Genomic DNA, 12114 nt, shown 5'->3' with positions numbered 1-12114 from the left:
GCAGGGCGGCGGGCGCGTCGGGCAGGATCACGCCGGGGCAGGGCGCGGGGGCCTGCCCGCGCGGGGGGCGGCCGCCGAAGGGGCGTTCCGGGCAGGCGGTGGTGAGCGCGGAGTCGGTGTACCAGAAGGGTTCGGCCAGGCGCCCGGAGTCGACGTGCGGGTGTGCTTCGGCCGCGCCGACGGCCCGTTCCAGGACACTGATCCGCCGTTCGTGCTCGGCCTCGTCCCGCGGGACCAGGAAGCGCATGGTGGCGCTGGTGATCTCGGCGTTCTCCAGCGCGGCCGCGTGGCGCTCGGTGTGGTAGCTCTCCAGGAGCTCGTCCCCGGCCCAGCCGTTTCGGACGTAGGCGAGCTTCCAGGCGGCGTTCTCGGCGTCCTGGACCCCGGAGTTGAGTCCGCGGGCGCCGAAGGGTGCGACCAGGTGGGCGTTGTCCCCGGCGAGCAGGATCCGGCCGGAGCGCATGCGGTCGGCCACGCGGGTGTGGAAGCGGTACACCGAGTGCCAGACGATCTCGTAGGGGGTGTCCCCGATGATCTGGCGGATGCGCGCGTCCAGGCGGCCGCTGGCTTCTTCGGCTTCGAGGTCGAAGTCCGAGGGGACCTGCCAGTCGATCCGGTAGACCGAGTCGGGGCAGGGGTGGATGAGGACCTGGCGGCCCGGGTTCCACTCGGGGTCGAAGTAGAAGCGGCGCTCCCGTTCCCAGTCGCCGAGGTCGGCTCGGATGTCGCAGATGAGGAAGCGGTCGTCGAAGCTGGTGCCGGAGAAGTCGACGCCCAGGGCGTCCCGGACGACGCCGCCGTGCGCGCCCAGGCAGGACAGGGCGTGGGAGCCGCGCAGGCGCACCGGGCCGCTGGGGGTGGCGCACTCCACGGTGACGCCTTCGGCGTCCTGGTCGATACCGGTGACCTCGTGGCCCCAGCTGATCGCCACGCCCGCCTCGACGAGGAGTTCGTCGAGGACCTCCTCGGTGCGCGACTGGGAGAGGTTGACGAAGGAGGGCAGGGACGAGGCCCCGGGGTCGGGTAGGCGGACGCTGAAGAGTTCGTGCCCGCGGTAGAAGGTGCGGGCGGTGTCCCAGGTCAAGCCCTCCGACACGATCGCGCCGCCGCCGAGCCAGTCCCACACGTCGAGGACGTCGCGTTGCTGGCAGATGGCCTTGGAGCCGACGGCGTCGCGTTCGGGGCGGCCGTCCACGACCAGTACGGGGACCCCACGGCGGGCCAGCAGCAGGCCCGCGGTCTGGCCGACCGGTCCCGCGCCGAGCACCAGGACGGGGTCGGCGGACGGGTCGGCTGGGGTGCGTGGCGCTGGGGGACGCATGGCGGGCTCCGTTCGTGGGGCGCCCCGTACGGGCGCGGTGGGCGGTGGAAGAGGGAGACGGCCCTCCGGCGGGTCAGCTCTGCAGCTGGTCCCAGACCTCGCGGTCGCGCTCCGCGGTCCAGATAACGGGGCGCTCGATACCGCTGAACTCGTCCCAGAGGCGGGAGGCGTCGAAGGGCAGGCAGTGCTCGAAGATCGGCCAGTGGCCGTAGTCGCCGACCAGCGCGGCGTGCGTGGCGGTGAAGGCCTCCTTGAGGGTGCCGCCGCGCTCGTGGACGGCGCCGACCTCGCGGATCATCACGTCGAGGAAGTTGCGGGTCTGCTCGATGGCGGCGTCGACCTCCGTGCGGCCCCGGCTGACGGCGCCGCGGCCGCCGACGAGCATCTCCGCCTCCAGGGCCTTGACGCTGTCGAGGGTGGGTCCGGCCCAGTCCTTGTGGAAGGCGTCGCCGGTGTACAGGGCGGCTTGGGCCTCGACGAGGTCGCCCGCGAAGAGGATCTTCTGCTTGGGCAGCCAGGCGACGATGTCGCCCTCGGTGTGGCCGCGGCCGAAGTACTCGAGGACCAGTTCGCCGCGGTCGCCGCCGAGGTCGATGGTGGTGCGGTCGGCGAAGGTCTGGGTGGGCCAGGTCAGGCCGGGGACGGAGTCGGCGTCCTTGGCCAGGCGGGGCATGCGGCCGAACTCGCTGGCCCAGTCCTCCTTGCCGCGTTCGCGGATGAGTTCGTGGGTCTTCTCGTGGGTGAGGATGACGGTGGCGTCGAAGGCGCTGGCGCCCAGGACGCGGACCGCGTGGTAGTGCGAGAGCACCAGGTAGCGGATGGGTTTGTCGGTGTGCTCACGGAGCTGGGCGAGCCACTCCTTGGCGGCGGTGGGGGTGGCCAGGGCCTCGAAGGCCACGACGAAGTCCTCGCCCTCGATGGCGCCCACGTTGGGGTCGCCCTCTGCGGTGAGCGCGTAGACGCCGTCGGCCAGGACTTCGAGGGTCTGCTCCTTGGCCTCGGTGTCGGCGGATGAGGCGAACGGCTTGGCTGCCATGGTCAGGCCCTTCACGTGTCGCGGGCGGCTGCCGCCACCCAGATGATCAAACGTTTGATGAATCTGACTCTAACGTGCCCTGCGCCACAGAGCCAAGAGGTACACGACCAACGGATGGGTGAGGCAGATCACATGGAAAGGCTACCCACGGAAGCGTGGAGCGACCGCGGGGCAAAGGCGCGGCCAACGACGAACACACCCGGGCACTACGCTGGTTCCGTGACTCACAACGCCGCACCCCCCAGCGATCTCACCTTCTGGTCATTCGTGGACTACGCGGTGCAGAAGGCCGAACGGGAGCTACCTTCGGTCAACGCCGAGGCCATGCGCATGGTCCTGACCCTCAACCGGGCGACGAGCATGGTCATCTACGACCTGGAGTCCTCCGTCCACCGCCCCCGGGGTTGGACCTGGCCGGGCTTCCGCGTGCTCTTCGCGCTCTGGCTGGCCGGCCCCATGGAGGCCAAGACCACCGCCGAGATCTCCGGTATGAGCCGCGCCGCCCTGTCCGCGCTGCTCAACACCCTCGAACGCGACGGTCTGCTCACCCGCGAACGCGCCACGCACGACCGCCGGGCCCTCCAGCTCAGCCTCACCGAGGCCGGATACGGGGCCATCCTGGGTGTCTTCCGCGCACACAACCGCCGCGAGAGCGCGTGGGCGGAATCGCTCGAGCCCGAGGAGCGCCGCGAACTGGTCCGCCTGCTCAACAAGCTGATGGCCGGATCCACCGAAGCCAAGGCCAAGTTCCGCAGTTGAGCGTCGGGGCGGCCGAAGTCACCGGACCGCCGACCGCCCCGGGCTGGTGACCGTTCCGGAGAACCGGCTGTTCCAGGGCGGACGGAATTGGATCCCGCCCACCGCCCGGAATGGACCTTGAGCGGGACCCGCCCACCTGTAAGCATCGGCGCATGGACGACACCGGCCGCGCCCGCCTGCGCGCAGCACAGAGCCAGTTCTCCGCCGAGAACACCTACCTCGACACCGCCACGCACGGCCTGCTACCAGCGCGGGCCCGCCTTGCCCTGGAACAGCACACGCAGGAGCTCGCCACCGGGAACTTCTCCCCCGGCGCGGTCGACGGCCTCGTGGAGGAGGCCCGGTCCGCGTACGCGAAGCTCGCCGGGGTCACCGCCGACCGGGTCGCGGTGGGCACGCACACCGCACAGTTCGTCGGGACGGTCGCCGCGAGTCTGCCGCCCGGATCCGAGGTCCTTCTCGCCGAGGGCGAGTTCGCCTCCGTGTCCTTCCCCTTCCTGGCCCGCCAGGCGCACGGGGTCCGGGTCCGACAGGTCCCTCTCGAACGCCTGCCCGAGGAGGTCGGCCCGGCCACCACGCTGGTCGCGGTGGCGGCCGCCCAGTCGGCCACGGGGGCGCTCGCCCCCGTCGCGGACCTGGCCACGGCCTGCGCCGACCACGGCGCCCGCCTCATGCTGGACACCAGTCAGTCGGCGGGCTGGCTCCCGCTGCCCGCGGACCGCGCGGACTTTCTCGTGTGCAGCACCTACAAGTGGCTGTTGGGCCCCCGAGGGGCGGCCTTCCTGACCGGGAGCGCGGAGGCCCTGGCCACGCTCGCGCCCCTCGCCCCCAACTGGTACGCGGACGCCGAACCGTGGGACGCGCTCTACAGCAGCCGGCTGCGCCTGGTCGAAGGGCCGCGCCGCCTGGACCTGGCACCGGTGTGGCCAGCCTGGATCGGCTTGGCACCCGGACTTGACCTGCTGAACGAGGTCGGGGTGGCTACCGTCCACGCCCACGACGTCGCCTTGGCCGCACGGTTCCGCGCCGCGATGGAGCTCGCCGAGACGGGCTCGGCGATCGCCTCGGTCCCCACCACCGAGGGCAGCGCCAAGCGCCTTACCGAAACGGGGATCGCCGCATCCGTCCGCGACGGGCGGCTGCGGGTCAGCTTCCACCTGTACAACACCGAAGAGGACGTGGATCACCTGGTCAAGGCCCTACGGGCCTGAGTCGGCCACTCTGACCCGGCCCCGTTCCCAGTCAGCGTGACCGGGTGCCGCACCTGCGTCAGCGCTCCCAGTCCGCACCCTCGGGCAGGGGATGGCCCTCCTCTCGCATGCTGCGCAACACGCGCAGGAGCCGCGCGGCGGCGGGGCTCGTGGTCCGGTTCTCGGGGACCACCACGCTGATGCCGCGCTCCGTCGCGGGGGACTCCAGCGGCACCCGGACGTGCTCGGCGAAACCCAACAGGGGCAGGGCCAGCGCGGGCAGGGCCGAGACCCCGATCCCGGCGGAGACCAGTCCCCCGACCGTCGATATGTTCCTCGCCTGGATGAGGTGCGGGTCGAGGACACCCGCGTCGCGCAGGGCATCCTCGACGGCCATGCGGACGCTGGAGTCCCCGCCGGTGACCACGAAGGGCTCGGCGGCCAGGGCGGACCAGGTCAGGACGGTCTGCTCGGCGAGGGGATGTTCCGGGGGCAGGACCGCCAGGAACCGGTCCCTGGCCAGCGGCGCCGAGCGTGTACCGGGGCGGGGGCGGCCGACCGCCACCAGCGCCAGGTCGCACTCCCCCGCCGCCAACCGGTCCAGCGCTGCCTCGGACATGCCGTCCAGGACGTGCACGTCGATCCCGGGAACCTCCCTGCGCAGGCGGACGATGGCCGGGGGCAGCAGGGTCGCGGCCAGTGAGGGCAGCGTCGCCACGGTCACCGTGCCCCGGTCGCCGCGCAGGTAGCGCTCCAGGCCGTTCATCTCCGCCCGGTGCTGGGACAGCAGGCGTTCGGCCACCGCGAGCACCTCCGTCCCCTCCGGCGTGCAGCGCACCCGCCTGGTCGTGCGCTCCAGCAGAGGCACACCCAGCGTGCGCTCCATCGAGATGACGGTACGGCTCAAGGACGACTGGGCGACATGGAGCTGATCGGCCGCGCCGGTGAAACTTCCTTGGCGGGCGACGGCCGCGAAGACCTGGAGCTGCCTCAGGGTGAGATCCATGCTTTCAGAGCATAGGTGCTTGCCGATTCCATGCTGGACATGCACGGAAACTCAGGGGAAACATGGGGCGCATGTGGCCCAGCCCACGTTCACCCCCCAGACCAGAGGAGCCCTCCGCATGCTGACCGCCATGGGATTCGCGACGATCTCCGTCGTTCTCGTGCTGTTGCTGTCCAACCGCGTGGGCGCGGTGGTCGCCCTGATCGGCGTCCCCGTTACCGCGGCCTTCCTCATGGGATTCGGCCCCGGCGAGGTCGCCGCCTTCGCCAGCGAGGGCATCAACGGGGTGGCCGCCACCACGGCCATGTTCGTGTTCGCCATCCTGTATTTCGGGGTGATGCGCGACGCCGGGCTCTTCGACCCGATCGTGCGCCGGGTGCTGCGGTTCGCGGGCAACAACCCGGTGACCATCGCGGTGGCCACGGTGGTCCTGGCGATGGTGGCCCACCTCGACGGCGCCGGTGCGACCACATTCCTCATCACCATCCCCGCGATGCTGCCGCTGTACGACGCGCTGGGGATGCGCAGGCTCGTCCTGGCGGCGCTCACCGGTTTGGGGGCGGGGATCATGAACTTCGTCCCCTGGGGAGGTCCGACAGTGCGGGCCTCTACGGCCACCGGGATTCCGGCCAACGACCTGTGGGTCCCGCTCATCCCCGCGCAGGTGATCGGCATGGTCACCTGTGTGGCCATCGCCTACTACCTGGGGGTGCGTGAGCGCAACCGGCTCAACGCTCCAACAGAGGAGCAGCGGGTCCCGTCCCGAGCGGGTAGCGGCGACCACTCGGCCGAAGGGGCCGAAGAGGACACGACGCGGGAGCAGGGCCCGGAGTACGAGTCAGACCACCCCGAGCTCCTGCGCCCGCGCCTGTACTGGGTCAACGCGGCCCTGACCCTGGCCACCGTCGGCGTGCTCATCTCGGGCAGCATGCCACCGGAACTGGTGTTCATGCTGGCCCTGGTCGTCGCCCTGGTCCTGAACTACCCGGGCATGAAGGAACAGACGGCCAGGATCAACTCCCACGCCAAGGGCGCGATCCTCATGGCCAGCACGCTGCTCGCCGCAGGCGTCTTCCTCGGTGTGATGGAGGAAAGCGGCATGATCCAGGCCATGGCCGAATCCATGACCGGTGCGATGCCTGCCTCCCTCGGCCCGGGACTTCCCCTGCTCATCGGGGTGCTCGCGGTTCCCATGAGCCTGCTCTTCGGGCCGGACGCCTACTACTTCGCGGTCATGCCCGTCCTGGCAGCCGTCGGTGAGAGCTTCGGGGTGGCTCCGATCGACGTGGCACAGGCCTCCATCACCGGCCAGGAGACCGTGGGCTTTCCCATCAGCCCGATGACCGGTTCCTTCTACCTCCTGGTGGGGCTTACCGGAGTCCCCATCGGTTCGCACATCCGGTTCCTCTTCCCATGGATCTGGCTGGTGAGCCTGGTGGTCTTCGGTTCCGCGCTGGCGATGGGTGTCATTCCGCTCTGGGTGTCCTGACCGGGGGCCACCGGAGAGCGGAACCGTGCCGTGAGCCCGGATTCCATGAAGAGCAAGCACGACCAACCCACACGAACTGAAGGAGAACACGTGCCCCAAGGTGTCCGCATCGGCTGTGGAGCAGGGTTCGCGGGCGACCGCCTCGAACCCGCCGTCGACCTGGTGGAGCGGGGTGCACTCGACACCCTCGTCCTGGAGTGCCTGGGTGAGCGGACGGTGTCGCTGGCCTCCCTGCGCGCCACCGACGGCTCCGGGCCCGGGTACGACCCGCTGCTGCGCAGACGGCTGGCCCTGCTGCTGGAACCGCTGGCCCGTCGTGGCACCCGGTTGGTGACCAACGCGGGGGCGGCCGACCCGGTCGGAGCCGCGCGGATGGCCCACGAACTGGCCCGCGAACTGGAGGTGTCCCCCCGGATCGCCGCGGTGACCGGTGACGACGTCCTGGACCGGATCGACCGGTCAGCCCCGGCCTGGGAGGACGGCCGACCGCTGGAGTCCCACGGCGAACTGGTCTCGGCCAACGCCTATCTGGGGGCCGAGGCCCTACTACCCGCCCTGGCCGACGGCGCGGACATCGTCATCGCCGGGCGGGCGGCCGACCCCTCGCTGTTCCTGGCCCCGCTGTTGGACACCCTGGGCTGGGATCCGCGGGACGAAGGGCTGCTAGCGGCAGGCAGTCTGACAGGGCACCTGTTGGAGTGCGCCGGCCAGGTCACCGGCGGCTACTTCGCCGACCCCGGACTCAAAGACGTCCCGGACCTGGCGAACCTGGGGTTCCCCTTGGCCGAGGTCGCGCCGAACGGTTCCGCGGTCCTCACCAAGAACCCGGGCACCGGCGGGCGGGTGGACCGGATGACGGTCACCGAGCAGCTGACCTACGAGGTCACCGATCCAGCCGCCTACCTGACCCCGGACGTGACCCTGGACATGACCGGGGTGCGCTTGGCGGAGACGGGCGCGGACCGGGTGCGGGTCTCGGGGGCGCGCGGTCGCGCGCGACCGGACCGGCTCAAGGCGAGCGTCGGCTACCGGGCCGGTTTCCGCGGCGAGGGCGAGATCTCCTACGCCGGGCCCGGAGCGCGGGCCCGTGCCCGGCTGGCCGGCGAGGTGGTCCGTGAACGCCTGGCCGGTCGTGTACCGGTGCGGGTGGACGTCATCGGCGGCGCGGACACCCCCGACGAGGTCGGCGAGTGCCGACTGCGGGTGGCGGGCGCCGCCCCGGACCGGGTCGGCGCTGAGGCGGTCGAGGAAGAGGTCGGCGCACTGTACACGTGCGGTCCGGCCGGGGGCGGCGGGGTGCGCACCCGCAGCACCGAGGTCATCGGGATCCTGTCGACCACCGTGGGGCGCGACCTGGTCGAGCCCCGCACCACCTACTTCGGGGAGGGAGCGAAGTGAGTCGGCCGGAAAGGGACGGCGGGAGCGTCCGTCTGCACCAGATCGCCCACGCCAGGGCCGGGGACAAGGGCAACCTCAACACGCTCTCCGTCATCGCCCGCGAGGAACGCTGGTACCCGGTGCTGTGCGCGGAGCTGACCCCCGAGCGGGTCGGCGAGGCCCTGGCGGAACGGGTGCGCGGACCGGTGGAGGTGCACCGGATGGACCACGTGCGGGCGCTGGTGATCGTGTGCGCCCGGGCATCCGATGACACGGTGACCACGTCGTTGCACCTGGACGCCCACGGTAAGACGCTGGCGTCGGTGCTCCTGGGCACGGAGGTTCCCGTCCCGCCGGAGTCCGGGGGACCCGACCGTTAGCGGGACGTGCTGCCGCACCGACGCGCCGTGGCCCCCAGCCCCGGGCCAGGTCAGTCCTTCTTGCTGGCGACGAAGACCGGGATGTGCCGGTCGGTCTTGCGATCGTAGTCGGCGTAGGGCGGGAACGCCGCCACGGCACGCTCCCACCACACCTGCCGCTCTTCGCCCTCGATCTCCCGGACCCGTGCGGCGAAGGGCTCGGGGCCGTCCTGGATGGCCACCTCGTCGGGGGCCGCGCGCAGGTTGTGCACCCAGACGGGGTCCTTGGGCGCGCCGCCCACGGACCCCACCAGCGCGTACTCGCCATCGTGCTCGACCCGCATGAGGGCGACCTTGCGGACATTGCCGCTGCTGCGGCCCCGCATGGTCACGATGACTACCGGCATCCCGGTGTCCAGCAGGGTGTTGCCCTCGCGGCCGCCGGTGCGCTCGTACAGATCCACCTGGTCGCGGACCCACTTCGACGCACTCGGCACGTACTCGCCCTGCAACACGTCGCTCACGTTCACCACTCTCCTCGGTGCTCGGCTAAGGAAACCACCCCGATGGTGCCATGGCGACCCTCTGTTAGAAGATGACGCCGCAGAAGGGCGCGTCGAAACGGTGCAGGGCGGTGTCGAGGCGGGTGACCGTGCCCGGGGTGTGCTCGGTGACCAGGCCCGCGTGCAGGAAACCGGTGAGCGAGGTCTGGCCGAGGTGGGCGGCGCCGAGGTGGAACGTGTCCAGGGACAGGTCAGGTGCCGCCTCGGTGCGCTCCACCCGGGCCCCGTCGGTGTCGGCCTTGACCCGCCAGCGTCCGGCGTTCCACGGTGCGTACCGGTCGGTGACGTCCAAGACCGCCTCGAAGGGCATCGCGTAGGGCCGCTCGGACAGGGCTCCGGGCAGGTCCACCAGCCGCAGCCACAGGGAGGGGAAGTACTGGCGCGCGGCCCGGCCGCGGTCGGTGAGCAGGTGGTGCAGCGGGCAGTCCGCCGGGAGGAAGCCGAAAACCACCCGGTTGGTCAGGTCGCGGCTGAACAGGTGCTCGAACAGGGCGGTCCAGGCTGCGGGGGCCGTCGCGGTGATCTCCCGGACGTGCACCTCGCCGCGGGCGCCGTCGTCCGCCCAGTCGCCCCTGGTCCGGTAGAGGGCGTAGCCGAGCGGCCCGTCGGGGCCGCGTACCACCGCGGCCATCAGCGGCCCCTGGTCCCCGCGCTGTTCGGGGCCGTCGCGCAGAGCGCGGTCCCACCAGGGTTCGGTGCGGCGGATCTGGCCCATCTGGGACCGGGCCACTTCGTCGTGCACCCGCGCGAGGTCGGCGCGGACCTGCTCCGGTTCGCTCAGGACGGTCCGCAGGTCCGGGTCGCGGGGCGCGTCGGCGCGCAGCACGGTGTGCGGTCGGCCGATGCTGGTCCGCAGTTCATCGAAGGCCTTGCCGTAGCCGAAGCGCTCGTAGATGGAGCCCTCCGAGGCCCACAGGGCGGCGTAGCGCACCCCGGACTCGCGGATGTCGGCGAGTTGGCGGCGCATGAGCGCGCTCAGTACCCCTTGGCGGCGGTGGGTGGGCCACACGCCGACCCCGGTGACCCCGGCGACGGAGGCGGGGCCGCCCGGCATGGTCATGTCGAGGGGGAAGTAGTTGGTGGATCCGATGACCTCGTCGTCGCCGTCCCGGTCGTCGACGGCGACGAGGAGGCGCTCGTAGCCCATGGCGTCGTGGAGCGGGCGCGCCCGCTCGGCCAAGGTTTCCGGGCCGTCGGGGAACAGGAGGGCCTGACCGACCACCCGCATCGCCTCGGTGAACTCGTCGCGGTCGCTGTGGCGCACGGTCCAACCCGGGTCCGGGACGGTGCGGCCGACTTTCTCGTTTTCGCCCATGGACAAGGCATATCAGCGGCCCCTCTGGGGCGGCCACAGGTTTTGTGGCCGGCGCGCCCGTGACCGGACACACCGGTGGATCTAGAAGTTGAGCCCGCAGTAGGCCGCGCGCGGCAGGTGCAGGGCGGTGTCGAGGCGGGAGGCGGCACCGGGCGTGTGCTCGGTGACCAGTCCGGCGTCGACCAGGGCCGTCAGCGAGCGCTGACCGAGGTAGACCGATCCCAGGTGGGCGGTGTCCAGAGTGAGGTCGGCGCCCTGGGAGGCGCGTTCACAGGTGGCGCCGTCGAGCCCGGTGCGCAGGCGCCAGGTGCCGTCGTTCCAGGGTGCGTGGACGTCCCGCACCGCCAGGGTCACGTCCACCAGGGTGGCGTAAGGACGGTCGGCGAGGGCGCGGGGCAGGTCGACCAGGCGGATCCGCAGGGACTCCTGGGCCGTTTCGACCAGCCGGTCGCGGTCGGCGATCAGGTTGGTGAGCGGGTCGTCGGCCGGAAGGGAGCGGAAGGAGATCCTGGTGACCAGGTCACGGGAGAAGACGTGGTGGTACAGGGCGGCGCGCGCCGCGGGGGTGGTGGAGACGACTTCCTTGACGTCGACCCTGGCGTCGGTGCCGTCCGCGGACCGGTAGTTGGTGGTGGCGTAGAGGGCGTATCCCTGGGGTCCGTCGGGGCCGCTGACCACGGCAGCCCAGGGGGCGCCGGTCTTGAGGACGCGCCCCCACCAGGAATCGCCGCGTGCGAACTGGCCCACGCGGGCGGTGACGGTCTCGCGGTGGAGCCGGTCGAGGGCCGGTCGGGCCTCGGTGGCGGGCAGCAGTTCCACTGAGAGTGCGGCGTCACCGGGGGCGTCTGAGCGCAGCACTGCGTAGGGTCGGCGGATCCGGGCGGAGAGTTCGAAGGCGGCCAGGCCGTAGCCGTAGCGGCCGTAGATGGCGTCCTCTGACGAGTAGAGTGCGGCGACCGCCTCACCGCGGGCGTGGATGTCGGCGAGCTGGCGGCGCATGAGGGCGGTGAGGACGCCGCGGCGGCGGTGGGTGGGCCACACGCCGACCCCGGTGACCCCGGCGACCGTGCGCGGACCTCCCGGGAGGGTCATGTCCAGGGTGTAGGCGGCGGTGGTGCCGACCATGCGGTCGCCGTCCGTGGCGACGAGGATGCGATCGTGTTCGGCGACCGGGTGTTCGCGTTCGGCCTCGAGCTCGTCGTCGGAGGCGACGATCATCGGCTCGGCGTAGACCCCGACCACGGAGGGGAACTCCTCAGGGCCGACGCCTCGGACGGTCCAGGATGTGCCTTCGGTGTGTCCGGTGCGGGGGATGTTCTGCGCGTCCATACCCGCCACCCTTGCAGCGCAGGGGTGACCCGGGCCACCCCTTTTCGACGGTTCGATCCCTTGGACGACGAGGCAGTCACGGAGGTCCTCCGGTGCGCGCTCGCGCTGGCCCGCGTCGGGGGCTGTGAGCTGTTCGGGGTTCCCTCAGCCACCCTCCACCCCGGTCAACACACAGCACTACGGCCGCAGGCCGCCGTTGAAGAGCCAGGCACTCAGGTCGGTTCGCCCTAGAGAAAGAATCAGGGGGAGTTCGCCGATTCCCCCCACACCGGCCCACCTGTTTCGCTAACGTCTTTCTCGAACGTGTGAACGAGACACCGGGAGGGGGTGGGACCCGTGGCCGAGACCGCCCCACACCAGGACGAACAAC

The 12114-nt window shown here is 71.4% G+C and carries 11 protein-coding genes; 5 read left to right on the top strand and 6 right to left on the bottom strand.

All coding sequences use genetic code 11. The features are described 5' to 3' along the window. Positions 1–1321 (bottom strand): FAD-dependent monooxygenase (locus tag ACYVD1_RS33695; RefSeq protein ID WP_460778534.1); only part of this gene is annotated, 1321 nt, incomplete at its 3' end. Positions 1322–1394: 73 nt separating this feature from the next. Further along, positions 1395–2357 carry an MBL fold metallo-hydrolase gene (locus ACYVD1_RS33690; RefSeq protein WP_460778533.1) on the bottom strand — a complete coding sequence of 321 codons (963 nt, stop codon included), beginning with the start codon at positions 2355–2357 and terminating at the stop codon, positions 1395–1397. Between the two features lie 219 nt (positions 2358–2576). On the opposite strand from ACYVD1_RS33690, the gene ACYVD1_RS33685 reads away from it, so the two are divergent. After that, a complete protein-coding gene (locus tag ACYVD1_RS33685) occupies positions 2577–3116 on the top strand; it encodes a MarR family winged helix-turn-helix transcriptional regulator (protein WP_460778532.1) in 540 nt (179 codons plus the stop codon). Between the two features lie 152 nt (positions 3117–3268). Next, positions 3269–4327, top strand: a complete 1059-nt coding sequence (locus tag ACYVD1_RS33680) for an aminotransferase class V-fold PLP-dependent enzyme (protein ID WP_460778531.1) — start codon at positions 3269–3271, stop codon at positions 4325–4327. 58 nt (positions 4328–4385) lie between these two features. Here ACYVD1_RS33680 and ACYVD1_RS33675 read toward each other — a convergent pair whose 3' ends face one another. Beyond that, positions 4386–5312: a LysR family transcriptional regulator gene (locus tag ACYVD1_RS33675; RefSeq protein ID WP_460778530.1), complete on the bottom strand. Its 927-nt coding sequence runs from the start codon at positions 5310–5312 to the stop codon at positions 4386–4388. A 118-nt stretch (positions 5313–5430) separates the two neighbouring features. On the opposite strand from ACYVD1_RS33675, the gene ACYVD1_RS33670 reads away from it, so the two are divergent. The 3 genes from ACYVD1_RS33670 to ACYVD1_RS33660 all read left to right on the top strand — a co-directional run bounded on the left by ACYVD1_RS33670 (position 5431) and on the right by ACYVD1_RS33660 (position 8558). Continuing rightward, positions 5431–6801 (top strand): CitMHS family transporter, encoded by a 1371-nt coding sequence (locus ACYVD1_RS33670; RefSeq protein WP_460778529.1) that lies wholly within the window; start codon positions 5431–5433, stop codon positions 6799–6801. 90 nt (positions 6802–6891) lie between these two features. Further along, a complete protein-coding gene (locus tag ACYVD1_RS33665; RefSeq protein WP_460778528.1) occupies positions 6892–8199 on the top strand; it encodes an acyclic terpene utilization AtuA family protein in 1308 nt (435 codons plus the stop codon). After that, positions 8196–8558: an AtuA-related protein gene (locus ACYVD1_RS33660; protein ID WP_460778527.1), complete on the top strand. Its 363-nt coding sequence runs from the start codon at positions 8196–8198 to the stop codon at positions 8556–8558. The genes ACYVD1_RS33665 and ACYVD1_RS33660 overlap by 4 nt, the downstream gene beginning before the upstream one ends. Positions 8559–8608: 50 nt before the next feature. On the opposite strand, the gene ACYVD1_RS33655 is transcribed toward ACYVD1_RS33660, so the two are convergent. From ACYVD1_RS33655 to ACYVD1_RS33645, 3 genes are all read right to left on the bottom strand, one after another. Then, the gene (locus ACYVD1_RS33655) at positions 8609–9067 is read right to left on the bottom strand and encodes a nitroreductase family deazaflavin-dependent oxidoreductase (protein WP_460778526.1); all 459 of its coding nucleotides are present in this window, start codon (positions 9065–9067) and stop codon (positions 8609–8611) included. A gap of 58 nt (positions 9068–9125) precedes the next feature. Further along, the gene (locus ACYVD1_RS33650) at positions 9126–10415 is read right to left on the bottom strand and encodes a GNAT family N-acetyltransferase (protein ID WP_460778525.1); all 1290 of its coding nucleotides are present in this window, start codon (positions 10413–10415) and stop codon (positions 9126–9128) included. 81 nt (positions 10416–10496) lie between these two features. Next, positions 10497–11744 (bottom strand): GNAT family N-acetyltransferase, encoded by a 1248-nt coding sequence (locus ACYVD1_RS33645; protein WP_460778524.1) that lies wholly within the window; start codon positions 11742–11744, stop codon positions 10497–10499. Positions 11745–12114: the final 370 nt, after the last annotated feature.

Source organism: Nocardiopsis nanhaiensis, from assembly GCF_054778635.1.
The sequence above is the reverse complement of the archived record's forward strand: the minus strand, read 5'-3'. Positions and strand labels throughout refer to the sequence as shown.

What these genes read in the sequence shown, in the direction of transcription:
- ACYVD1_RS33690 (WP_460778533.1), bottom strand. Translation starts at nt 2,357, where the DNA reads ATGGCAGCCAAGCCGTTCGCCTCATCCGCCGACACCGAGGCCAAGGAG.
- ACYVD1_RS33645 (WP_460778524.1), bottom strand. Translation starts at nt 11,744, where the DNA reads ATGGACGCGCAGAACATCCCCCGCACCGGACACACCGAAGGCACATCC.
- ACYVD1_RS33680 (WP_460778531.1), top strand. Translation starts at nt 3,269, where the DNA reads ATGGACGACACCGGCCGCGCCCGCCTGCGCGCAGCACAGAGCCAGTTC.
- ACYVD1_RS33670 (WP_460778529.1), top strand. Translation starts at nt 5,431, where the DNA reads ATGCTGACCGCCATGGGATTCGCGACGATCTCCGTCGTTCTCGTGCTG.
- ACYVD1_RS33650 (WP_460778525.1), bottom strand. Translation starts at nt 10,415, where the DNA reads ATGGGCGAAAACGAGAAAGTCGGCCGCACCGTCCCGGACCCGGGTTGG.
- ACYVD1_RS33675 (WP_460778530.1), bottom strand. Translation starts at nt 5,312, where the DNA reads ATGGATCTCACCCTGAGGCAGCTCCAGGTCTTCGCGGCCGTCGCCCGC.